The sequence below is a fragment of the Caulobacter sp. GW821-FHT10E02 genome (assembly GCF_059415225.1).
On the sequence record NZ_JBWKMV010000005.1, the window covers coordinates 164,720 to 186,847 of the forward strand.

20 protein-coding genes are annotated in these 22,128 nt (G+C 69.0%); 14 read left to right on the forward strand and 6 right to left on the reverse strand.

Annotation, left to right across the window (positions count from 1 at the left end):
- The first annotated feature begins 180 nt into the window (after positions 1-180).
- The 8 genes from cpaB (at position 181) to AC07NI_RS23485 (ending at position 8,952) form a co-directional block, all read left to right on the forward strand.
- Positions 181-1,086, forward strand: coding sequence for a Flp pilus assembly protein CpaB (gene cpaB, locus AC07NI_RS23450; RefSeq protein ID WP_494623646.1), 906 nt, complete (start codon positions 181-183; stop codon positions 1,084-1,086).
- Complete coding sequence (locus AC07NI_RS23455; protein ID WP_494623647.1) at positions 1,083-2,882, forward strand: type II and III secretion system protein family protein; 1,800 nt, start codon at positions 1,083-1,085, stop codon at positions 2,880-2,882. Before cpaB ends, AC07NI_RS23455 begins: the two co-directional genes overlap by 4 nt.
- A gap of 9 nt (positions 2,883-2,891) precedes the next feature.
- Positions 2,892-3,572, forward strand: a complete 681-nt coding sequence (locus AC07NI_RS23460) for a CpaD family pilus assembly lipoprotein (RefSeq protein WP_494623648.1) — start codon at positions 2,892-2,894, stop codon at positions 3,570-3,572.
- On the forward strand, positions 3,572-5,161 hold the full coding sequence (locus AC07NI_RS23465; protein ID WP_494623650.1) for a CpaE/TadZ family protein: 1,590 nt from the start codon (positions 3,572-3,574) through the stop codon (positions 5,159-5,161). The genes AC07NI_RS23460 and AC07NI_RS23465 overlap by 1 nt, the downstream gene beginning before the upstream one ends.
- The gene (locus AC07NI_RS23470; protein WP_494623652.1) at positions 5,162-6,691 is read left to right on the forward strand and encodes a TadA family conjugal transfer-associated ATPase; all 1,530 of its coding nucleotides are present in this window, start codon (positions 5,162-5,164) and stop codon (positions 6,689-6,691) included.
- Between the two features lie 6 nt (positions 6,692-6,697).
- Positions 6,698-7,675 (forward strand): type II secretion system F family protein, encoded by a 978-nt coding sequence (locus tag AC07NI_RS23475; RefSeq protein ID WP_494623653.1) that lies wholly within the window; start codon positions 6,698-6,700, stop codon positions 7,673-7,675.
- A gap of 13 nt (positions 7,676-7,688) precedes the next feature.
- Complete coding sequence (locus tag AC07NI_RS23480) at positions 7,689-8,678, forward strand: type II secretion system F family protein (protein WP_494623655.1); 990 nt, start codon at positions 7,689-7,691, stop codon at positions 8,676-8,678.
- A 76-nt stretch (positions 8,679-8,754) separates the two neighbouring features.
- Positions 8,755-8,952, forward strand: a complete 198-nt coding sequence (locus AC07NI_RS23485; RefSeq protein ID WP_494623657.1) for a hypothetical protein — start codon at positions 8,755-8,757, stop codon at positions 8,950-8,952.
- Here AC07NI_RS23485 and AC07NI_RS23490 read toward each other — a convergent pair.
- Together AC07NI_RS23490 and AC07NI_RS23495 are read right to left on the reverse strand one after the other, a co-directional pair.
- A complete protein-coding gene (locus AC07NI_RS23490) occupies positions 8,930-10,999 on the reverse strand; it encodes a discoidin domain-containing protein (protein ID WP_494623658.1) in 2,070 nt (689 codons plus the stop codon). The two genes, AC07NI_RS23485 and AC07NI_RS23490, sit on opposite strands and share 23 nt — an antisense overlap.
- Positions 11,000-11,052: 53 nt before the next feature.
- Positions 11,053-11,916 carry an aldo/keto reductase family oxidoreductase gene (locus AC07NI_RS23495; RefSeq protein WP_494623660.1) on the reverse strand — a complete coding sequence of 288 codons (864 nt, stop codon included), beginning with the start codon at positions 11,914-11,916 and terminating at the stop codon, positions 11,053-11,055.
- A gap of 72 nt (positions 11,917-11,988) precedes the next feature.
- Between AC07NI_RS23495 and AC07NI_RS23500 the strand changes: the two genes are divergently transcribed.
- On the forward strand, positions 11,989-12,615 hold the full coding sequence (locus AC07NI_RS23500) for a TetR/AcrR family transcriptional regulator (RefSeq protein WP_494623662.1): 627 nt from the start codon (positions 11,989-11,991) through the stop codon (positions 12,613-12,615).
- 6 nt (positions 12,616-12,621) lie between these two features.
- On the opposite strand, the gene arsH is transcribed toward AC07NI_RS23500, so the two are convergent.
- Positions 12,622-13,350 (reverse strand): arsenical resistance protein ArsH, encoded by a 729-nt coding sequence (arsH, locus tag AC07NI_RS23505; protein ID WP_494623664.1) that lies wholly within the window; start codon positions 13,348-13,350, stop codon positions 12,622-12,624.
- Between the two features lie 56 nt (positions 13,351-13,406).
- Between arsH and AC07NI_RS23510 the strand changes: the two genes are divergently transcribed.
- The 3 genes from AC07NI_RS23510 to arsC are packed head-to-tail and all read left to right on the forward strand — an operon-like array spanning position 13,407 to position 14,817.
- Positions 13,407-13,751 carry an ArsR/SmtB family transcription factor gene (locus tag AC07NI_RS23510; protein WP_494623665.1) on the forward strand — a complete coding sequence of 115 codons (345 nt, stop codon included), beginning with the start codon at positions 13,407-13,409 and terminating at the stop codon, positions 13,749-13,751.
- Complete coding sequence (locus AC07NI_RS23515; RefSeq protein WP_494624074.1) at positions 13,739-14,413, forward strand: MIP/aquaporin family protein; 675 nt, start codon at positions 13,739-13,741, stop codon at positions 14,411-14,413. Before AC07NI_RS23510 ends, AC07NI_RS23515 begins: the two co-directional genes overlap by 13 nt.
- Positions 14,410-14,817, forward strand: a complete 408-nt coding sequence (arsC, locus tag AC07NI_RS23520; protein WP_494623667.1) for an arsenate reductase (glutaredoxin) — start codon at positions 14,410-14,412, stop codon at positions 14,815-14,817. Before AC07NI_RS23515 ends, arsC begins: the two co-directional genes overlap by 4 nt.
- Positions 14,818-14,820: 3 nt before the next feature.
- On the opposite strand, the gene AC07NI_RS23525 is transcribed toward arsC, so the two are convergent.
- On the reverse strand, positions 14,821-15,633 hold the full coding sequence (locus AC07NI_RS23525) for a tetratricopeptide repeat protein (RefSeq protein ID WP_494623669.1): 813 nt from the start codon (positions 15,631-15,633) through the stop codon (positions 14,821-14,823).
- An 85-nt stretch (positions 15,634-15,718) separates the two neighbouring features.
- On the opposite strand from AC07NI_RS23525, the gene AC07NI_RS23530 reads away from it, so the two are divergent.
- Together AC07NI_RS23530 and AC07NI_RS23535 are read left to right on the forward strand one after the other, a co-directional pair.
- The gene (locus AC07NI_RS23530; RefSeq protein ID WP_494623671.1) at positions 15,719-17,125 is read left to right on the forward strand and encodes a leucyl aminopeptidase family protein; all 1,407 of its coding nucleotides are present in this window, start codon (positions 15,719-15,721) and stop codon (positions 17,123-17,125) included.
- Complete coding sequence (locus AC07NI_RS23535) at positions 17,122-17,955, forward strand: C40 family peptidase (RefSeq protein WP_494623673.1); 834 nt, start codon at positions 17,122-17,124, stop codon at positions 17,953-17,955. Before AC07NI_RS23530 ends, AC07NI_RS23535 begins: the two co-directional genes overlap by 4 nt.
- Before the next feature lie 363 nt (positions 17,956-18,318).
- On the opposite strand, the gene AC07NI_RS23540 is transcribed toward AC07NI_RS23535, so the two are convergent.
- Both AC07NI_RS23540 and AC07NI_RS23545 read right to left on the reverse strand, forming a co-directional pair.
- Entirely contained in the window at positions 18,319-20,736 is a 2,418-nt protein-coding gene (locus AC07NI_RS23540; RefSeq protein WP_494623675.1) for a hypothetical protein, read from the reverse strand.
- A 221-nt stretch (positions 20,737-20,957) separates the two neighbouring features.
- Complete coding sequence (locus AC07NI_RS23545; protein WP_494623677.1) at positions 20,958-21,869, reverse strand: helix-turn-helix transcriptional regulator; 912 nt, start codon at positions 21,867-21,869, stop codon at positions 20,958-20,960.
- Positions 21,870-22,128: the final 259 nt, after the last annotated feature.

Below are 22,128 nucleotides of genomic sequence, written 5' to 3' on the forward strand. Positions count from 1 at the left end.
GCGCTGACTCATCCCGCGACACCCTGCCGCGTGTCCCGCCTCCTGAACGGTGAAAACTTTTAGCAGCCGTTAACCATGCACAGGCGAGCATGGGACGTGGCCAGAAAGGCTGACTGACGAATCGTGCGCGCTCGCCGAATTGGCGGCCGCTCGGCTCCCCCTAGAGTTTCAGCCCGCGCCATGAGCCCCGTTCGACTCCTGATCGTCCTGATCGCCGCCGTCTCGGCCATCGGCCTGGCCGTGGTCCTGCAGCGCGCGCTGGGCGGCAAGCCGGTCGCGCCGGTCGCCGCCGCGGCCCCCGTAGCGCCGGGCAAACCCATGACCCAGGTCCTGGTCGCCAAGCGCGACCTGCCGATCGGCACGCGCCTGGTGGCCGCCGACGTCACCTGGCAGGCCTGGCCCTCCGACGCCATCAACAGCGCCTTCATCACCAATGGCGCGGCCCAGGCCTCGCCGGACGGCAAGGTCGAGGCCGCCAAGGCCGCCGTCAGCGGCGCCGCCGACCAGATGATCGGCGGCGACCCCGCCAAGATCGTCGAGGGCGCGATCGTCCGCGACCCCGTCCTGACCGGCGAACCGATCACCAACCGCAAGATCGTGCGCGGCGGCGAGGGCGGCTACCTGTCCGTCGTCCTGACCCCCGGCAAGCGCGCCATGGCCGTGCCGGTCACCTCCGAGACCGCGGTCGGCGGCTTCATCCTGCCCGGCGACCGCGTCGACGTGCTGATGACCCGCGAGCTGCAGGACACCAGCGCCAACGGCGGCGGCAACAAGCTGATCCGCGCCGAGACCGTGCTGGAGAACATCCGCGTGCTGGCGCTCGACCAGTCGACCTCCGCCGAGAAGGACGCCAAGTCCATCGTCGCGGCCACCGCCACCCTCGAGGTCGGTCCGGCCGAGGCCGAGGCCCTGACCCGCGCCAAGGCCAGCGGCCCGGTCACCCTGGCCCTGCGCGCCTATACCGACCTGGGCGGTCCCTCGGGCATCACCAACGCCAAGGCCCAGGCGCCCGTCATCGCCGCTGAAGAACCCACCATCCGCATCAATCGCGGCGGCCAGACCACCAGCGTGGCGGTGCGTCCATGAGCCGCCCGGTGAAGGTCCCCATGCATCCCAAGCGCCGCATCCTGACGGCCAACCTGGCTGTCCTGCTGGGCCTGTCCTCGACCGCGCCGGCCTTCGCCGACGGTCCGGTCGGCGGCTCGCACGTCTATCGCCCCGCCGCCCGCGTCTCGCGTCCGGCCCCGGCTCCGGTGATGCCGGCGATGCCGATCGCTCCGCCGCCGCCGATGGGCGACCAGGTGACCCGCATCGTCCTCAACGCCGACCAGAGCGCCGCCACGGTCGAGCTGGTCCGGGGCAAGTCGGCGATCATCGAGCTGCCCAGCGACGTCCGCGACCTGCTGGTCACCAACCCGCTGGTGGCCGACACCGTGCTGCGCGACAAGCGCCGGGTCTATGTGCTGGGCCTGACCGAGGGCGTGACCGACGCGGCCTTCTTCGACGCCGCCGGCCGCCGGATCGTGTCGCTGAACATCCGCGTGGTCCAGCCGGTCGAGCAACTGGCCGCCACCCTGGCCCGCGTGCTGCCCGACTCCAAGATCCAGGTTCAGCCGATCCGCGACAGCGTCGTGCTGACCGGCATGGTCCGCAACGCCTCGGAATCCGACGCCGTCTCGCGCATCGCCGCCCAGTTCACCGGCAAGCCGGAGAACGTGCTGAACATGCTGACCATCGCCGGCAAGGACCAGGTGATGCTGCAGGTCCGCATCGTCGAGGTGCAGCGCAACGTCATCAAGCAGCTGGGCATCTCGACCTCGAACCTGCTCAACGACGGGTTCAAGACCTACGGCCTGGGCCGCGACAACACCTTCGGCGTCAACGGCGCGATGCTGGGCGGGGCCGACCTCTGCTACGGCCGCAACAACCTGCGCACGACCAACAACCAGCTGAACAACAGCACCACCAGCCAGTCGGGGTCCAGCAGCGGGACGAACCAGTCCAGCAACTTCAGCAGCTCGACCAGCCTGGCCGACGTCACGACGTCGGTCTCGCCGGACGGCTCGCGGACCTTCACCAGCTCGATCAACAGCGGCAGCGGCACCAACACCGGCTCGTCCAGCACGACGTCCAACGCCGTCACCAGCACGCTGGGCGCGGTCGCCCAGACCGCCTGGCAGACCGTCACCGGCAACAAGCTGGGCGCCTGTCTGCAGGCCTTCGAGCGCGTGGGCTTGATGCGCACCCTGGCCGAGCCGAGCCTGACGGCCGTGTCCGGCGAAGCGGGCCACTTCCTGGTCGGCGGCGAGTTCCCGGTCCCGACCGGCAATGACGACACCGGCAAGGTCTCGATCGAGTTCAAGCCGTACGGCGTGGGCCTGGGCTTCACCCCGGTGGTGCTGTCGGGCGGCCGTATCTCGCTGAAGATCTCGACCGAGGTCTCGGAACTGTCCAGCCTGGGCGCGTTCTCGCTGGCCAACGGCACGAACTCGACCCTGGTGGTGCCGGGCCTGACGGTCCGCCGCGCCGAGACCACGGTCGAAGCGCCGTCGGGCGGGGCGTTCATGATCGCCGGCCTGCTGCAGCAGACCTCCAAGCAGACCATCGACTCGCTGCCCGGCATGACCTCGATGCCGATCCTGGGCGCGCTGTTCCGGTCGCGCGACTTCCAGAACGGTCAGACCGAGCTGGTGGTCATCATCACCCCCTACATCGTCGACCCGACCCGTCCGCAGAACCTGCAGACGCCGGCCGACGGCCTGGAATTCGCCAACGACATGAGCACGGTCCTGCTGGGCCGGCTCAACAAGGTGGTCAAGGCGCCCGCGGGCGCCAACGCGGGGCGCGCGTACCAGGGCCCCGTCGGCTATGTGATCGAGTAGGACGCCGCCATGACGCACAAGCCTTTCGTCAAGACCGTCCTCGTGGCCCTGGCCATGTCGGGCCTTGCCGCCTGCGCCTCGACGCCGCCCGACCAGGGCCCGTCGAAGACCGCGGCGACCGACACCCAGCAGTGGATGGACAAGATCAAGGTCACGTCCGCGCCGGACGAGATCGTGCTGGCCCCGCATGCCACGGGCCTGTCGGCCAACCAGTCGGCCGCGCTGGAGGCCCTGATGGACCGCTGGCTGCAGGCCGAAGCCCGCGAGCTGGTCGTGACCACGCCCAACAACAGCGGCGCCATGGCCACCCAGATCCGCGATCGCCTGATCACCCTGGGCGCGGCGGGCTCGCGCGTGCGGGTCGTCGGCTTCAACCCGGCCGGTCCGGACGACGCCACCATCCGCGTCGGCTTCCTCCGTTACGAGGCCGAGAAGATCAAATGCGGCGAGCGTTGGGAGAACCTGACGGCTACCCGCAACAACACCGCCTACGACAATTTCGGCTGCGCCATCGCCGCCAACCTGGCCGCTCAGGTCGCCAACCCCGAGGACCTGGTCCGGCCGCGTGACATGACCCCGATCGACGCCGGCCGTCGCGGCGAAGTGTTCGGCAAGTACCGCAAGGGCGAAGTGACCAGCTCCAAGAAGGACGACCAGGCCAGCGCCTCGCTCACGAAGGCGATCCCGTAATGCGGCCGTCCGACAACGACCCCTTCGACCTGGGCTTCGACGCCGCCGACGAGTTCACGACGGGCGCGTCCGATCCCTGGCGCGCGTCCGCGCCGCCGTCGCTGAACCCGGCCGTGGGCGGCTTCGACGACCCGTTCGCCGACTTCCCGCCCGCTCGCCCGGAAGCGCCGCAGCCGCGCGCGCCGCAGGCTCAGGCGCCGCGCCCGGCTCAGCCGCAACAACAGCAGCAACGCGCTCCGCAGCCGCAACCGCAGCAGCGGCCCCCGCAGCCGCAGCCGCAACAGCGCGCGCCGCAACCGGCCGCCGCGGCCTATGAGGATCACGATCTGGACGTCGCCGAGGCGGCGCCCGCCGCGCCGGTCTATCACGAGCCTCTCGCCGACGGCGGCATGGGCGACGCGGCCATCCCGCGCATCACCATCCACGCCTTCTGCGCCCGTCCGGAAACGGCGGCCATGGTCGAGCACGCCGCCGCGGATCGCCGCATGGCCCGGGCCTCGACCATCGTCCGCGACGGCGGCCTGGAAGCGGCGGTCGAGTACTACCAGAACCAGCCGACGCCCTCGCTGGTCATGGTCGAGACCAACGACAGCGCCCAGCGCCTGCTGCACCTGCTCGACAGCCTGGCCCAGGTCTGCGACCCGGGCACCAAGGTCGTCGTGCTGGGCCAGACCAACGACATCGCCCTCTATCGCGAGCTGATGCGTCGCGGGGTCAGCGAGTACCTTACCCAACCGCTGGGTCCGTTGCAGGTGATCCGCGCCGTCGGCGGCCTCTATGCCGACCCGTCCGCGCCGTTCGTCGGCCGCCAGATCGCCTTCGTCGGCGCCAAGGGCGGGGTGGGGGCCTCGACGCTCTCGCACAACTTCGCATGGGCCATGGCCGAGAAGATGCAGACCGCCACGGTGCTGGTCGACCTCGACCTGGCCTTCGGCACCGCCGGCCTGGACTTCAATCAGGACCCGCTGCAAGGCGTGCTGGACGCGCTGAGCCAGCCCGACCGCCTGGACCCGGTGCTGATGGACCGCATGATGGTCCGCTGCGGCGATCGCCTGAGCCTGTTCGCCGCCCCGGCCTCGCTGGACGACGACTACGAGTTCGGCGCCGACGCCTATGAGGAAGTGACCCAGAAGATCCGCGGCGCGGCGCCCTTCGTGGTGCTGGACATCCCGCACGTCTGGAACGCGGCCTGCCGCCGGGTGCTGGTCGGCTCGGACGACCTGGTCGTGGTCGCCACGCCGGACCTGGCCTCCCTGCGCAACGCCAAGAACATCATCGACCTGGTCAAGGGCTCGCGCCCCAACGACGTGCCGCCGCGCCTGGTGCTGAACCAGGTCGGCGTGCCCGGCCGTCCCGAGATCCCCGTGAAGGACTTCGGCGAGGCCCTGGGCGTCCAGCCTTCGCTGGTGCTGCCGTTCGACCCCAAGCCCTACGGCATGGCCGCCAACAACGGCCAGATGCTGGCCGAGGTGGCGCCGAAGTCGAAGGCCGCCGAGGGGCTGGAGCACCTGGCCCGCCTGATCAGCCGCCGCGAGCCGCCGCCCTCGCAGAAGTCTTCCATGCTCTCGGGCCTGTTCAAGAAGAAGTAGATGTTCGGCAAGCGCGATCAGTCAGCCCCCGCCGAACAGAAGGCGCCGCCCCCCGCCCCGGCGGGCGGCGCGGCCATCGCCACGCGTCCGCAGCGGGTCGAGCCCGCCGCCGCCGCGCCCGCCCCGACCGCTCCGCCGCCCAAGGTCAACGGTCCCAAGACCGGCGGCCCCGCGCCCAAGGCGACGGTGGGCCTCGACCAGCTGCGCGCCGCCCAGGGCGTCGCCGCCGCCCAGACGACCAACATCGTCCGTGAGCAGAGCGACTACTACCACGCCACCAAGACCACGATCTTCAACGCCCTGCTGAACACCATCGACCTGAGCCAGCTGGCCCAGCTCGACATCAAGGCGGCGGCCGAAGAGATCCGCGACATCGTCGCCGAGCTGGTGGCGATCAAGAACGTCTCGATGTCGGTCTCCGAGCAGGAGCACCTGGTCCAGGACATCATCAACGACGTCCTCGGCTATGGTCCGCTGGAGCCCTTGCTGGCCCGCGACGACATCGCCGACATCATGGTCAATGGCGCGCACCGTGTGTTCATCGAAGTGGGCGGCAAGGTCCAGCTGACCAACGTGCGCTTCCGCGACAATCTGCAGCTGATGAACATCTGCCAGCGGATCGTCAGCCAGGTCGGCCGCCGCGTCGACGAAAGCTCGCCGATCTGCGACGCCCGCCTGCCCGACGGCTCGCGCGTCAACGTCATCGCGCCGCCCTTGGCTCTGGATGGTCCCACCCTGACCATCCGGAAGTTCAAGAAGGACAAGCTGACCATGAAGAACCTGGTGGAGTTCGCCTCCATCAGTCCCGAAGGGGCGCGGGTCCTGGGCGTCATCGGCGCCTGCCGCTGCAACATCGTCATCTCCGGCGGTACGGGTTCGGGCAAGACGACCCTGCTCAACACCATGACCGCGTTCATCGACCCCACCGAACGGGTCGTGACCTGCGAAGACGCCGCCGAACTGCAGCTGCAGCAGCCGCACGTCGTGCGCCTGGAAACCCGTCCGCCGAACCTGGAAGGCTCCGGCGCGGTGACCATGCGGGACCTGGTCAAGAACTGTCTGCGGATGCGTCCCGAACGCATCATCGTCGGCGAAGTCCGTGGCCCGGAGGCGTTCGACCTCCTGCAGGCCATGAACACCGGCCACGACGGCTCGATGGGCACGCTGCACGCCAACAGCCCGCGCGAAGCCATCAGCCGTATCGAGTCCATGATCACCATGGGCGGCTACGGCCTGCCCTCGAAGACCATCAAGGAGATGATCGTCGGCTCGGTCGACGTCATCGTCCAGGCCGCCCGCCTTCGTGACGGTAGCCGCCGCATCACCCACATCACCGAGGTGGTGGGCCTGGAAGGCGATGTCATCGTCACCCAGGACCTGTTCGTCTACGAGATCACCGGCGAGGACGCCGAGGGCAAGGTCGTGGGCAAGCACCGCTCGACCGGCATCGCCCGTCCGCGCTTCTGGGATCGCGCCCGCTACTACGGCCTGGAGCGCGAGCTGGCCGAAGCCCTCGACGCGGCGGAGTAGGCGGCGATGCTGTTCATCCTGGCCGGTATCCTGGGCTTCATCACCATCGCGGGCCTGGGCTTCGCCTTCGCCGGCGGCGACAACGGCCAGGCCAAGGCCGCCAAGCGCGCCCAGATGATCGCCGGGGGCGGCGAGCGTCAGGCCAGCGTCCGCGCCAAGGCCGCCGCCAACACGCCCGACGCCCGTCGCCAGAACATCCTCAAGGCGCTCAAGGAACAGGAGCGCAAGCAGAAGAAGGCCACGCTGAGCATCAGCGCGCGCATGCTGGCCGCGGGCCTGGGCCAGAACGTCAAGATGTTCTGGATCATCAGCGGCGTGCTGGCCCTGGTCGTCGCCCTGATCGTGCTCGTCCTGGGCCAGCATCCGCTGTTCGCCCTGTTTGGCGGTTTCGCCGCCGGCCTGGGCCTGCCGCGCTGGGTGCTGAGCTTCCTGGCCAAGAGCCGGACCAAGAAGTTCACCGAGGCCTTCTCGGACGCCATCGACATCATCGTGCGCGGCATCAAGTCGGGCCTGCCGGTCCACGACTGCCTGAAGATCATCGGCAAGGAGAGCCCCGAGCCCCTGGGCGGCGAGTTCCGCACCCTGACCGAGAACATCGCCATGGGCGTGCCGATCGATGCGGCCCTGGAGAAGATGTACGAGCGCATGCCCACCAGCGAGCTGCGCTTCTTCTCGATCGTGCTGGGCATCCAGGCCAAGACCGGCGGCAACCTGGCCGAGGCCCTGGGCAACCTCTCCACCGTCCTGCGCGCGCGCAAGCTGATGAAGGAGAAGATCAAGGCGCTGTCGGCCGAAGCCGTCGCCTCGGCCTCGATCATCGGCTGCCTGCCGCCGGGCGTCGTCGGCCTGATCAGCGTCACCTCGCCGGCCTACATGAAGCCGATGTTCACCGATCCGCGCGGCCAGCTGATGGTGCTGGGCGGCCTCGTGTGGATGACCCTGGGCATCCTGGTGATGCGCAAGATGATCAACTTCAAGTTCTGAGGGGAGGGCCGCCTTGAAACTCGTCGAGACCCTGACCGATCCCTCGAACATCCTGACGGCGTTCATCGCCCTGGTGACGTTCGCGACCATCATCACCCTGGCCTCGCCGGCGCTGCGCAACAACAGCCTGGAAGGCCGCCTGAAGTCAGTGGCCAACCGCCGCGAGGAACTGCGCCGCCGCTCGCGCCAGAGCATCGCCGCGCGGGGCGGGGCGCCCGGCGCCAGCACCCTGCGCCACCAGGACGAGGGCCTCTACAAGAACGTCGTGGACCGGCTGCAGCTGTCGCGGCTGCTGGAGGATCCCAAGGTCGTCGACAACCTGGCCCAGGCCGGTTTCCGCGGGCCGCGCCCGGTGACGACCTTCTACTTCTTCCGCTTCGTGGCGCCGTTCGTGTTCGCCGCCGTGGTCGGGTTCTATCTGAACGTCGTCAACGGCTTCGGCTTCCTGCCAATCCAGAAGCTGTGCGCCTGCGTGGCCGCCCTGGCCGTCGGCTACTACGCGCCCAACGTCTACATCAGCAACGTCGCCCAGAAGCGCCGCGAGTCGATCGTGGCCGCCTTCCCGGACTCGCTGGACCTGCTGCTGATCTGCGTGGAAAGCGGCATGTCGATCGAGGCGGCCATCCAGAAGGTCGGCGCCGAGGTCGGCGGCCAGTCGATGGAGCTGGCCGAGGAACTGTCCTTGCTCACCGCCGAGCTGTCCTACCTGCCCGACCGCCGCCAGGCCTATGAGAACCTGGCCCGCCGGACCAACCATCCGGGCATCAAGTCCGTGGCCACCGCCATGATCCAGGCCGAGCGCTACGGCACGCCGTTGGGCACAGCCCTGCGCGTCATGGCCAAGGAAAACCGCGACCTGCGCCTCTCGGCCGCTGAAAAGAAAGCCGCGGCCCTGCCGGCCCAGCTGACCGTGCCGATGATCATGTTCTTCCTGCCCGTGCTGTTCGTCATGATCATGGGCCCGGCGATCATGAAGGTGCAGGACATCTTCGGGAAGCACTAGGCTCCCCCAACTCCACCCCAAGTTGGCGCCCGGCTTGCGCTGACCCGACCGTTCAGTTTCGGTTTGGGACAGTGGGATGAATCACGGCTCGAAGAAGGGCTCTCGCCTCCGCGCGTTCGCGGCGGAGGAGAAGGGCGGCGCGACCCTGGAGACGGCGCTGATCGCCGGCCTGGCGGCGCTGATGGCGATGACGATGAAGGAGCTCATGGCGCTGCCGCTGCTGAGCATCCTCACCAGGGCGATGCGGGTGCTCAGCGAGGCGCTGTCGGGCTGACCGCGCCGCGCACGACCACGATCGACCACGGCGGCACGAGCACGGGCTTGGTCCCGTCCTGGCGCAGCTTCAGGGGCGGCAGGTCGCGGACTGGTCGGCTCTTCTCGCCCGCGTCCTTCCAGACGTAGCGCGAGCGATCGTAGCGCCAGATCTCGACGGGGCCGGCGAAGCCCCGCGCGGGACCACCCTGGAAGGCGACCTGGGCCATGTGGGCGGCCTTGGGATCGCGGTTGACCAGCATCACGGACCAGCGGCCGTCGGGGCGATGGACGGCGTAGGAACTGATCGCCGGGCGACCCTTGGCGTCGCGGACGCTGGACGCGGCGGGCCAGATCTCATGCTCGCCGTGACCCGGCTGGCTCCAGGCGTTGGCCAGCAGCCAGGCGGCGTAGAAGGTGGGGTTGTGCCAACGGGCCGCGCCGGTCTCGTCCGTCTGCCAGGTCATCATGTTGCCGTAGCCGGCGCAGGCCAGATGCTGGTTGATCGGCTGGTTGGGCGTGAAGCCGAACAGGAAGGCCTGCTTGCCGCCGCTGGCCATGAACCGCCCGACGATGTCGGCGTTCAGCAGCGCCGCCGGCATCTCCGACATCACCCGCCCCGAATAGGCCGAGAAGCCGTACTCGCTGATCACCAGCGGCGTGCTGGCCGGCACATGGTCGTCGCGTAGCCGCTGCAGGTCGGCGTCCAGCAGGGCGTCGTGGTCCAGCAGCTTGCCGGCGGTGTCGCCGCAGACGTCGTCGAACGGATAGTGCTCGAACGACACGAAGCCCAGGTCCTTCAGCCGGCCTTGCGCGGCCAGGGCGTCGACGAAGCGACGGGTCCACGAGCGGTCCTCGCCGGCGTCCGGGCCCCACATCTCGGCGACGGCGTTCTGCAGGCTGGGGCCGCCGGTGGTGATGTTCGGGTTCACCGCGTGGACCGCGTCGGCCATCTGGCCGTAGAGCGCGGCATAGTCCTCGGGCGCGTTGTACTGGCCGTCGGCCTCCTCGCCGATCTCGACCTGGTCGACGGGGTAGCCGCGCCGCTGCAGCCAGCGGATCTCGGCCGCGACGTTCTCGGGCGTGTCGAACAGCGCCCCGACCGGGACAATCATCGGCAGGCCGCTGGTCAGGCCGCTGCGGTAGACGAGGTCCAGGCCCGGCTGTTCCAGATCGAGGTTCTTGTCGACCGCCCGGTGCCACGGATCGGTCGAGGACACGTGCATGACGCTCTGGGTCGTGCGCGAGCGGCCCTTGCGGATGGCGTCGTGGAAACCCTTGGCGTCCAGCGTCCCGAACCCGACCTCGGCGATCGCGTAGCCCAGGCCGTCGCGGACGTCGGTCGAGCCCTTCGGCGCGATCCCCGAGGCGCGGCTCATCAGCACCCGCACCATGACCGTGGAGACCGGCGCGTCGGCCAGTTTCAAGGTCGCCACCCCGCCGGTCGCGCCCTTGATGTCGCCGTGCGGGAAGGTCACCCAGGCGCCGTCCGGGTCCCAGTCGTCGTGACCAGTCCAGTACTGCACCTGGTAGTCGACCGCGTAGGGCGTGGCCCAGGTCAGCCGCGCGGCGTCGATGGGCTTGGCGTCGCCCAGCTCGGCGGCCAGCCACTGCGGCCGCGCCGGAGCGTGGGTATAGCGGGTGTCGAGATACGGATTGGACTTCCAGAAGGTCCGGACATCGCCGTCGTCCAGCCGCGAATAGCCGGCGTTGTTGGCGTTGTCCTTGGTCATGCCCCGCCGGGGCAGGTCGTAACCGTTCGACAGGTTGATCGCCGGGCCGGGCTTGTCGCTTGACGTCCAGTAGCCCTGGGCGCGGGCCGGATCGCTCCAGCGGCCTTGCGGGTTCCAGTGCCAGACCTGGTTGCCCAGCTCGGTCCGCAGCCGGTAGGTGATCTTGCGCAGGCCGACCTTGCGCATGGCCTTGATGTTGGCGGGCGTATAGGTCGCCGCCACCTCGCCCTGGCCCATCCCGTCCAGCCCGCCCCCGAACGCCTCGTCCGGCCGAAAGACGTTGACCGGCTTGCCGGCGGAGAGGTCGACGACGACCTGGTCGGAGATGGGGGGCAAGGCGGCGATCACGGCTGGCGTTCAGCGCCAGCTTTGCGGCGAAGCTAGGGCGCTCAGGCCGCCACCCCCTCCAACTCCGCCATCACCGCGTCCGACAGCGCCAGGTCCGCCGCCGCCAGGTTCTCCCGCAGGTGCCCTACCGACGACGTGCCCGGGATCAGCAGGATGTTGGGCGAGCGCCGCAGCAGCCAGGCCAGGGCCACCTGCATCGGCGTCGCGCCCAGGCGCTCGGCCACCGCCGACAGGGCCGTCGACTGCACCGGCGAGAAGCCGCCCAGCGGGAAGAACGGCACGTAGGCGATCCCGGCGTTAGCCAGGTCGTCGACCATGGCGTCGTCCTGGCGGTGGACCAGGTTGTACATGTTCTGGACGCAGGCGATGTCGGTGATCCCGCGCGCCTCCGCCACCTGGGTGGGCGTGACGTTGCTGATCCCGATGTGGCGCACCAGGCCCTCGCGCTTGAGGTCGGCCAGCACGCCCACCTGCTCGGCGATCGAGCCCTCGGCCGGGCCCATGCCGAACATGGCGCGATAGTTGACGACGTCCAGCGCCTCCAGGCCCAGGCGCTTGAGGTTGTCATGCACCGCCGAGCGCAGCTCATCCGGCGTCTGGGCCGGCAGCCACGAGGCGTCGTCGCCGCGCCGGGCGCCGATCTTGGTGACGATCACCAGGTCGTCGGCATAGGGATGCAGCGCCTCGCGGATGATCTCGTTGGTGACGAAGGGGCCGTAATAGTCGCTGGTGTCGATGTGGTTCACGCCCGACGCCACGGCCTCGCGCAGCACGGCCACGGCGGCGGCGCGGTCCTTGGGCGGGCCGAACACGTGCGGGCCGGCCAGCTGCATGGCCCCGTAGCCCAGCCGCCGGACGGTGCGGTCGCCGAGCTGGAAGGTCCCGGCCTTGTCGATGGCAGTCATGCTGCGCGTTCCTTGCGTTGTGGAGCGAGGCGTAGCATCTGAAGAATCCTTCAGTTTTGGAATTCGCTTTCGATGACCGCCCTCGCAAGCCCCCTGAAGCCCCGCAAACAGCCGGTCCAGGCCCGCTCGGCGGCCACGATCGAGGCCCTGCACACCGCCGTGATTCAGGTTCTGATCCGCGAGGGCCTCAGCCGCTGCACCACCACCCGCATCGCCGAGCGGGCCGGCATGTCGGTCGGCAGCGTCTACCAGTACTACCCCAACCGCGACGCCCTGCTGGCGGCGGTGCTGGAAAAGCACCTCAGCGACATCGCCGACACCATGGAGCAGGTCTGCCTCGACAGCCGGGGCCTGCCGGTCGCCCGGATGGCCGAGGCGTTGGTCGAAGGCTACCTGGCCGCCAAGCTGCGCGACGCCGGCGAGTCCCGGGCGCTCTACGCGGTGGCGGGCGAGCGGGGCGGGGCGGCGCTGGCCGGCCGCGTCTACAAGCGCATGGAGACGGCGGTCACGGCCCTGCTGGCCACCGCCCCCGACGCCACGTTCGAGGACCCGGCCATGACCGCCTCGATCGCCCTCAACGCCCTGGTCGGACCGGTGCGCTCGATCCTGGACCGCGAGGCCACGCCCGAGTTCGAGGCGCGGCTACAGGGGCAGCTGGTGCGGCTGCTGACGGCGTATCTGAAGTCGGAACAGCTCTGACACCCATCACCGCGTCTCGTGCCGCATCGCCTCGGCGCCCAGCGCCACATGCTCGGGGATCCGTCCATTGGCCTTCCGCTCGCTGTAGCGATCGACGAGGTAGTCCGCCCGATCCCGCGTCAGCTGGGTGAACTTCACCAGCTCCTCCATCACGTCGACGACCCGCTCGTAGTAGCTGGACGGCTTCATGCGGTCGTTGTCGTCGAACTCCTTGTAGGCCATGGCCACCGACGACTGGTTGGGGATGGTGATCATCCGCATCCAGCGGCCCAGCAGGCGCAGGGTGTTGACGGCGTTGAACGACTGCGAGCCGCCGCTGACCTGCATCACCGCCAGGGTCCTGCCCTGGGTCGGACGGACGCTGCCGATCTCCAGCGGGATCCAGTCGATCTGGGCCTTCATGACGCCGCTGATCGCGCCGTGGCGTTCGGGGCTGCACCAGACCTGGCCCTCGGACCACAGCGACAGCGCCCGCAGCTCCTGGACCTTGGGATGATCGGGCCCGGTGGCGTCGGGCAGCGGCAGGTCGCGAGGATCGAAGATGCGGGTCTCGCAGCCCAGGGCCTGGAGGATGCGCGCGGCCTCCTCGACCAGCAGCCGGCTGAACGAGCGTTCCCGCAGCGACCCGTAGAGCAGCAGGATGCGCGGCGGATGCGTCGCCGGGGCCGCGACCTCGAGCCGGTCCTGATCGACCTGGGCGAGGAACTTCGGGTCGAGGGCGGGGAACTCGGTCACGGGGCGACTCCAAACTGCGTCATTGAACTGTTGAATAATTCCATCATATTGGAAATATGGAATCGAAGTCCGCTGTCAACATGCTCTCCGCGCTCGGCCACGAAGGCCGCCTGGCGATCTTCCGCCTGCTGGTGAAGGCGGGTCCGGTCGGGATTCCGGCCGGCGACATCGCCCGGACGCTGGAGGTCCTGCCCAACAGCCTGTCGGCCAACCTCAACATCCTGTCGCACGCGAACCTGATCACCTCCCGCCGGGAGGGCCGGTCGATCATCTACTCAGCGGACTACGGCGCGATGAGCGGTCTCCTCGGCTTCCTGATGGAAGACTGCTGCAACGGCGCGCCCGAGATCTGCGCGCCGTTGGGCGAGGTCGTCGCCCGCGCCAAGGCCTGCTGCCCGTGACCCTCGCGCGCCGCCTCGTCGCGGAAGGCCTCGGCACGGCGCTGCTGCTGGCCGTCGTGGTCGGCTCGGGGATCATGGGCGAGCGGCTGGCGGGCGGCAACGTCGCCATCGCCTTGTTGGGCAACACCCTGGCCACGGGCGCGGCGCTGGTCGTGCTGATCGGAGTGTTCGGGCCGATTTCCGGCGCGCATTTAAACCCGGTCGTGACCCTGGTCGCGGCCCTGCGGCGGGACATGCCTTGGCGGCTGGCCCTGGCCTATCCGGTTGCCCAAGTGGTCGGCGGGGTGCTGGGCGTCTGGGCCGCGCATGCCATGTTCGGCGCGCCGATCCTCCAGGTCTCGACCAAGCTGCGGGACGGCGGCGGCCCAGCCTTCTCCGAGGTCGTGGCGACGTTCGGGCTGGTCGCCACGATCCTCGCCACGGTGCGGTTTAGGCCGGACAGCACGCCGATGGCGGTCGGGCTCTACATCACCGCCGCCTACTGGTTCACGGCCTCGACGGCGTTCGCCAATCCGGCGGTGACGATCGCGCGGAGCCTGTCGGACACCTTCGCCGGGATCGCGCCGTCCAGCGCGCCGGCCTTCATCCTGGCCCAGATCGTCGGTGCGCTGCTCGCGGCCGGCGTCTTCGGCTGGCTCCTCAAGACGGAAACGCCTGCATGACCGACTTTCCCATCGTCATCTTCCACAACCCGGCCTGCGGCACCTCGCGCAACACCGTCGCCATGGTCGAGGCCGCCGGCTATGCGCCGAAGGTCGTCGAATATCTGCAAGCCGGCTGGACCCACGACCAGCTGCGCGAGCTGGCCGCCGAAGCCGACCTGACGTTCCGCCAGCTGATGCGCGAGAAGGGCACGCCCGCCGAGGCGCTGGGCCTGCTGGCCGACGACGTCGGCGAAGACCGCATCCTCGACGCCATGGTCGAGCATCCGATCCTGGTGAACCGGCCGGTCGTGGTGACGCCGAAGGGCGTGAAGCTGTGCCGGCCGTCCGAAGCCGTGCTCGACCTCCTGGACCGCAAGCCCGCCAGCTTCACCAAGGAAGACGGCGAGGTCGTGAAGCTCTGAGGCTTACTGGCTGCCGCCGGCCTTCAGCGATTCCCAGCTGCGGCCCGCCCCGGCCTGGCCGATGGCGGCGCGCAGATAGGCCAGATTGTTGTTGACCTGTTCGGGCGGCAGGTCGGCGCGGGCCAGCTTCTCGGCTTCCGGCAGGCGGCCTTGCAGGCCGACCACCAGGGCCAGGTTCTGGCGCACCTGGATGCCGGCCGAGGGCAGGGCGACGGCGCGGCGCAGCTGGGCCTCGGCCCCGGGCAGGTCGCCCTTGGCGGCCAGGTGCAGGGCGTAGTTGGCCAGCGGCGTGGCCTCGGTCGGGGCCAGGGCGATGGCCTGGCGGTGGGCGGCCTCGGCCTCCTCGTCGCGCTCGGCCTGCTCATATGCCACGCCCAGCAGGGTCTGCGGACGCCAGTCCTTGGGGTTCTGGGCAGCGGCCTTGCGGGCCGGGTCGATGGCGTAGAAGCCCTGGCCGCGGGCGATGTGGGCGCGGGCCAGTTCCAGCAGCAGCGCCGAGTCGTCGGGATGCGAGACGAGGGCCTTGGTCGCGGTCTCGGCGGCTTCGTCGTTGCGGCCCAGGGCGCGCAGGGAGCGGGCCAGGTTCGCGCCGGCCTCGGCGTCGGCCGCGTCGACCTCGAATTCCGTCCCCCAGAAGGCCGACTGGGCCAACGGGTCCAGGCGACGCGCCTCCAGGCGTTGCTGCGGCGAGGCTTTCGCCAGTCTGGGCGCCTCGGCCTGGGCGGGCTTGGGCGTGTCAGCGGCGAAGGCCGCCGGGGCGGCCAGCAGGACGACGGGGGCGAGCAGGGTTGCGACGAGCGCGCGCTTGCGACACATGAAAGACATGTCTCCAGAAGGTTCGCCCATTGTCCGGGCGCGGCCCTCAAGGAATCGTTAAGCATAATTTTAAAGGGTTCCGCCGATGTCCGACGCGACGCATCCGATCCTGGCCTCGGCCGAGGGGCAGGCGATCCCGGTCCATCCGGTCAGCGAGACCGAGCTCGAGGCGTTTCTGGCCAGAAAGCGAGCACCGGTAAGGACTTACGCCGCCGCCAACAAGTTCGCGGCCAAGGCCGGCCAGGTGCTGGCGGTTCCGGGATCCAGCGGCGCGGTCGAGCAGGTGCTGCTCGGGACGGGGTCTGGCCGCGTTGATCTGTCGCTGTTCCGCACGCTTGCGGGCAAGCTTCCGGCTGGAGCGTACGCGCTTTCGAAGCTGCCCAAGGGCGTCGATCCGGAGCAGGCGGCCCTGGCCTTCGCGCTCGGGACCTACCGCTTCGACCGCTACAAGAAGCGCGGCGAGCCGATCGCCCGGCTGGTGGCGCCCAAGGGCGTCGATGTCGCCCAGGTGACCGCCTTCGCCCACGCCTGCGCCCTGGCCCGCGACATGGTCAACACCCCGGCCAACGACATGGGGCCGCTGCAGATCGAGACCATCGCCCGCGAGATCGCCGGGAAGTACGGCGCGGCGATCTCGGTGGTCACCGGCGATGACCTGCTGACCCAGGGCTACCCGGCCGTCCACGCCGTCGGCCGCGCCGCCGTCGAGGCCCGCAGCCCCCGGATGATCGAGATCACCTGGGGCGACGCCGCCCATCCCGTGGTGGCGCTGGTCGGCAAGGGCGTGGTGTTCGACACCGGCGGCCTCGACATCAAGCCCTCGACCGGCATGCGGCTGATGAAGAAGGACATGGGCGGCGCCGCCCACGCCCTGGCCCTGGGCCGGATGGTCATGGAAGCCGGCCTGCCGGTGCGCCTGGTCATCCTGACCCCCGTAGTCGAGAACGCCATTGCCGGCGACGCCATGCGCCCTGGCGACGTGCTGCAGACCCGCGCCGGGCTCACCGTGGAAGTGGGCAACACCGACGCCGAGGGCCGCCTGATCCTGGCCGACGCCCTGACCCGCGCCGCCGAGCTCAAGCCCGCCCTGACCCTGGACTTCGCCACGCTCACGGGCGCGGCGCGCATGGCCATGGGCCCGTTCGTGATCCCGTTCTGGACCGCCGACGACAAGCTGGCCGGCCAGATCGAGACGGCCTCGAAGACGGTGTCGGACGCGCTTTGGAGAATGCCCCTCACCGAGGCCTATCGCGAGGCGCTCGACAGCGACATCGCCGACCTCAAGAACGATCCCGATGCCTGGGCCCAGGCCGGCGCCACCACGGCGGCCTTGTTCCTGCAACGGTTTGCTCCGCAGGGTGAAGATGTGGGACCCTGGGCCCACTTCGACGTCTTCGCCTGGAACCCCAAGGGCCGCCCCGGATTCCCGGTAGGCGGCGAAGTCCAGGCCATCCGCGCCGCCTTCGCCATGCTCAAGGGCCGTTTCGCATGACGCTTGATACCCGCATCACCCTGGCCCGGCCCGATCTGGCCGACCAGCGCCTGGAGGGCCTGGCCCCGGCCGAGCGCTATGCCCCCAGCCGGGTGATGGTCTGCGCCGCGCCGGCCAGCGCCATCCGCGCGGCTCCGCAGGCCGACGCCGAGCAGTGGGACCAGCTGTTGTTCGGCGAGGTCTTCCGCGTGCTGGAGGAGAAGGACGGCTTCGCCTGGGGCCAGGCCCCGCGTGACGGCTATGTCGGCTATGTCGCCGTCGCCGATCTCGTGGAGCAGGGCCATCCGCCGACCCACGCGGTGTCGGCGATCCGCACCTACGCGTTCAGCAAGCCCGACATCAAGTCGCGGCCCGAGGGCCTCTACAGCCTCAACAGCCTGGTCACGATCGAGGCCCGCGAAGGCCGCTTCGCCAAGGCCGCCGGCACCGGCTGGTTCGTCGAGGCGCACCTGACCCCCATCGGCCGGGGCGAGAAGGACTATGTCGCCGTCGCCGAACGCTTCCTGGGCGCGCCGTACCAGTGGGGCGGCCGCGAGAGCCTGGGCCTGGACTGCTCGGGCCTGGTCCAGCAGGCGCTCTACGCCTGCGCCCGGGCCTGCCCCCGCGACACCGACATGCAGCGCGCCTTCTTCGCCGAGGTGGCCGAAGCCGACCGCCGGCGCGGCGACCTGGTGTTCTGGAAGGGCCACGTGGCGGTGCTGCTGGACGAGGGGACCATCCTCCACGCCAACGCCCACCACATGGCCACGGCCGTGGAGCCGCTGGCCGAGGCGATCGCCCGGATCGAGACCACGCCGACGGGCGGCGTGCTGGGGTACCGGCGGGTCTAGCCAAAAACCCCTCTCCTTTAGGGAGAGGGAGGGGCTTGCCGAGTAGCGGTGGGAGGGTGAGGGGTTACAGCGTTGGCCGGAGTGCCGGCACGCCGTCAGCCCCCGTAACCCCTATGGGAGAGGGAGCTTGTCCGCGACCGACCCGTTTCAGACCCCCGGGGAGTCAGCCGCTCGGCGTCGCCGGCGGACTTCTCGCGTCCAATGTATGGAATTCCAACCGAGGTCTAGCGCGCAAACCTGAGGTGAGGCGATCGCCTGGTGGCCGCGATCGTGGGTTGATCCGCAAAAAAACCGCCGCGAGCGGTTGGCTCGCGGCGGCAGTGGAAGGATCACGGTCGGCGGGCTGGCCCCCCTTCCGGATCGCTATTGGAGGGTCAGCACGCCGCTGGTGATGTTCGCGTTGCCCTCGTTGTACGTGCCGATCAGCTGGACGACGATGTCGGTCCCGGCGTGGAACGTGGCGTCGTTGCTGCTGTCGAGCACGATGTAGGTGTTGCCGTCCGTGTACTGGAACCAGGCCCAGTGCGACGTCGTGCCGGCGGTGGTCGAGGCGGCGGCGGCGTCCAGATAGTCCTGGAACGTCGTCCCGCTGACGGGCGCGCTGTCCATCGTGCCCGTGAAGGCGGCCGCGCCGCCCTGCGCGTTGATCTTCAGCGTGTCGCCCGGGTTGATGGTGAGCGACGAGAAGACGGTGTTGCTGGCGGCGTTGGCGGCCCTGACGATGACGTGGTCGTTGCCGCCGCCGGTGTCGATGACGCTGGCGCCGGCGCCCAGGGTGATCGTTTCGACGCCGTTGCCGAAATTGGCGTGCAGGGCGGCCGTGCCGTTCGTCGTTATCGTATGCAGCAGCGGCGCGCTGCCGTTCGTGTTCACGGAGTCGAGATAAAGGTTGCCTGTGCCGCCGACGGTCAGCGTCGTGAGCCCGAGCATCTGAATGTCGCTGAAGTGCGAGTCCATCGGCCCGTTGGTGATGTTCAGGCCCGTATAGATGTTGCTGGTGGAGCCGCCGCTGGTTTCGTACAGGTTACCGTCAATGTTCAGGTCGTTGATTATGAGATTCAGCGTGGTGGCGCCTTGGCCGACGGCGTGGCCGTTGTTGTTGAAAATGAGGGCGCCAGAGCCGTGGCTGAGCGTCACGCTGAAGAGCGCATTGCTTTGGAACTGGGCGTAGCGGCTGAAGCCGTTGACCGAGACCGTGGTTAGCGTACCCAGCGCGCCGCCATTTGCGGTCGACCAGTCTGTGACATCGACAGCGCCATCGGCGATCCCGGCGTTGCCGCCGGCCCCGCCAACGGCGGTCACGGGCGTCGGGTTCACGATCTGCACCGAGGTCGTGTGCAAGCCGGCATTAACGCTGACATCGCCGTTGGTCTGAGTGCTGCCGTTGGCGACGCCGGTCAGGTCGCTGATCTGCGTGACCACCACGGTGGTCCCGTCGCTGGAGGCGTTGCCTTGGGCGTAGACGTAGCCGTGGATGCTATCGCCGACGTTCGTCCGGGTGATGTTGATGTTGCCGGTGACGTTTGTGATCTCGCTGTCGCCGATCCCACCGCCATTGATCGTCGCGGTCACGTTGTGGCCACCATAGATGGTGGTCGTGTTCGTGCCTTGCGCGTTGACGGTCGCGTTGACGTCGGCGACGCTGCGAATGCCGGCGCCGGTGAGCTCCACATAAAAGGAGCCGACGCCCGTCGCGTTCACGGTTTGCACGCCGGTCCAGTTGGCGTTGCTGATCCAGCGGAACAACCCCGCGCTGGTGAAGTTGACGGTCTCGATGTTGCTGACGGTCATCGAGGGGATGTTGAGGGTTCCCGTCGAGTTGATGTTCAGCACGTCATTGCCGCCGCCGCCGTTCAGGATGTCGCCGCTATGCACCGTCGCCGCCGTGGCCGTGAAGGTGTCGGCCAGGTCGCTGCCGGTGATGTTGTTGGCGCCGGCGCCCAGAGTGAACGAGGTCACGACGGGCGGCGGCGTGACCGGCGTGGTGGTGACCGGATTGGGCAGGCCGGTGGGGCCGCGGTCGACGGCGTGGCCGTTTCCGTGGGCCGGGGTGTCGTAGCTGGGCTTGTAGCTGACGGTGATGTCGGTGTTGTAGACGGCGTTGCCCTGGGTCAGGGCGACCATGAAGTTGTCGGTGGCGGCGGCGTAGAGGCCGACATCGGCCTTGATCGCGGCGGCCATGACCAGGCCTGACATCGCGGCCTTCACGGCCAGGTCGATCTGGGCGGCGGTCGAGTTGGCGGTGACCAGACCGGCCTCGCGCAGGGTCTGCAGGACGGCGTCCTTGGTGCTGACCAGGTAGGCGATGGCGGCGTCGACATTGACGCCGGCCGCTTCGGCGTAGCTGCGGCCGATGATCGTCTGATAGATCGACGCCACGTAGCTGCCGAAGTCCATCGCGCCGTACTTGTCGGCGAACCCGGTCGCGCCCTCACCGTACAGGCCGAGGTTGGCGGCGAAGTTGATGTAGCGGTTCTCAAGGTTGAACTTGGCGTAGTAGCCGTCGTTCAGGTCGGCGGCGTTGATCGGCGAATTGACCAGATAGGTCAGGCCGGCGGCCGTCGGGCTTTTGCCGGTGAAGAACTGGTAGGTCATGACGGCCACGGCCGTCGTGCTGTCGGCGCCATTCACCAGGTTGGTCATGACGGTAGCGTCGCTGAGCTGGCCCGAGGCGCTCATGTTCGCCACCAGGCGCAGGTTGTCAGTCTGCGCATCGGTGGGCGCCAGGCCCACGTGCAGCGTCGTATAGGCCTTCACCAGCTGATCGAACGTATAGGACACGCAGTACCCCCCTTGAACCGCGCCCCGGCGCGCGCATGGAAGCGCCGGCGAGGTCGGCTTTCAAATTTTCGCGGAACCCCCGCGCTCACAGCCTTCCGGACGAGGTCCAGAGGTCTTGGGGAGGTCGATAGCACCTTCACCCGGCTCAAGACTTGAACCTGGGGGGGCGAATATTTGTATGGCCGCTCTAGGGGCTCGTCGGGAGGTTCGGGGGCGAGCCCCTATTCTGGAATCTCTGCCAGCCGGCGATAGTCCCGCGGCGACAGACCGTATCGCTGGCGGAAGGCGCGACTGAGATGCGCGGCGTCGCTGAAGCCCAGGCGATGGGCGATGTTTCCGATCGGTTCGGCGCGGTCGACACGGGTCAGGGCGTCGCGAGCGCTCTCCAGCCGACGATTCAGAAGCCAGGCCTTCAGACCGCCATCACCCCGGAAGGCGGCGGCCAACTGCTCGGTGGAGACCTCCAGGATCCGGCATAGATCGGCGACCGTCACGGTGTTCAGGTCCAGCCGATGCTCTATCAACTCGGAGACGCGGACCTTCAACAGCGCCTCGGAGGTCATGCGGGGCGGCGCGACGGCCCGGGCGGATTCGCACCCCAGCGCCAGCAATTCCAGGAAGGCGCGCTCGATACGCGTCGCGCGCGCCTGGTCCAGCGACGGCAACAGCGACCAGGTGGTGGCGGCCAGGTCGATGAGGGACCGTGCGAGCTCGCCGCTCACCGCCAGGCCATGCAAATCGTCCATCGGCGAGAACCAGGCCGCCGCTACCTGACGCGGAATCAACAGGTTGTAGGTCAGGCTGGCCGTGGAGGCGTGCAGGGACGGCCGAGTCAGATCGTGGAAATGATAGGTGCCCGCCGGTTCCAGAAACGCCCGGCCGTCCAGATCACCGCGCGCCAGCCCCTCCACCATCATGGTGACGATGATCGGATCGAAGCTCGACGTCCGCAGTTCGCGCTCGCTCCGCTCCCAGGTCATGGCCGTGAACTCGACCCGCGCGAACAGAAGCTGGTTCAGCGAGACCGACTCCATCAAGATATTGAAGGGCTCGGTCGGCACAGTACGGAACGCCCGGCCCATTCGCAGCGCTTCCCGCGCCTCCCAGGCCTGGTGACGCTGCTCGGGCGGCAAGTCGTCTGTCGAGAACCGATGAACCAAAATGTTGGAGGAAACGGACGAGTCTGACGCCACGGAAGACAGCCAAGCAAATCAACGAACGACGTCAATCTAGCGAGCGAGCTGGCGCTTTGGAAGCCGCGCTTGTCCTCCCGCAACAAGGCAGCCAGGGCGAAGGGCGTGATGCGCGCCATGTTCGACGGGTTCCTGAAAACAGGACCGCAGTTTCATAGACGCATACCTGGGCAAGGATTCCTCCGGCAGGGGACTGGGC

What these genes read in the sequence shown, in the direction of transcription:
- AC07NI_RS23525 (WP_494623669.1), bottom strand. Translation starts at nt 15,633, where the DNA reads ATGTGTCGCAAGCGCGCGCTCGTCGCAACCCTGCTCGCCCCCGTCGTC.
- AC07NI_RS23470 (WP_494623652.1), top strand. Translation starts at nt 5,162, where the DNA reads ATGTTCGGCAAGCGCGATCAGTCAGCCCCCGCCGAACAGAAGGCGCCG.
- AC07NI_RS23475 (WP_494623653.1), top strand. Translation starts at nt 6,698, where the DNA reads ATGCTGTTCATCCTGGCCGGTATCCTGGGCTTCATCACCATCGCGGGC.
- AC07NI_RS23495 (WP_494623660.1), bottom strand. Translation starts at nt 11,916, where the DNA reads ATGACTGCCATCGACAAGGCCGGGACCTTCCAGCTCGGCGACCGCACC.
- AC07NI_RS23510 (WP_494623665.1), top strand. Translation starts at nt 13,407, where the DNA reads ATGGAATCGAAGTCCGCTGTCAACATGCTCTCCGCGCTCGGCCACGAA.
- AC07NI_RS23485 (WP_494623657.1), top strand. Translation starts at nt 8,755, where the DNA reads ATGAATCACGGCTCGAAGAAGGGCTCTCGCCTCCGCGCGTTCGCGGCG.
- AC07NI_RS23460 (WP_494623648.1), top strand. Translation starts at nt 2,892, where the DNA reads ATGACGCACAAGCCTTTCGTCAAGACCGTCCTCGTGGCCCTGGCCATG.
- AC07NI_RS23530 (WP_494623671.1), top strand. Translation starts at nt 15,719, where the DNA reads ATGTCCGACGCGACGCATCCGATCCTGGCCTCGGCCGAGGGGCAGGCG.
- AC07NI_RS23500 (WP_494623662.1), top strand. Translation starts at nt 11,989, where the DNA reads ATGACCGCCCTCGCAAGCCCCCTGAAGCCCCGCAAACAGCCGGTCCAG.
- AC07NI_RS23465 (WP_494623650.1), top strand. Translation starts at nt 3,572, where the DNA reads ATGCGGCCGTCCGACAACGACCCCTTCGACCTGGGCTTCGACGCCGCC.
- cpaB (WP_494623646.1), top strand. Translation starts at nt 181, where the DNA reads ATGAGCCCCGTTCGACTCCTGATCGTCCTGATCGCCGCCGTCTCGGCC.
- arsC (WP_494623667.1), top strand. Translation starts at nt 14,410, where the DNA reads ATGACCGACTTTCCCATCGTCATCTTCCACAACCCGGCCTGCGGCACC.
- AC07NI_RS23455 (WP_494623647.1), top strand. Translation starts at nt 1,083, where the DNA reads ATGAGCCGCCCGGTGAAGGTCCCCATGCATCCCAAGCGCCGCATCCTG.
- AC07NI_RS23535 (WP_494623673.1), top strand. Translation starts at nt 17,122, where the DNA reads ATGACGCTTGATACCCGCATCACCCTGGCCCGGCCCGATCTGGCCGAC.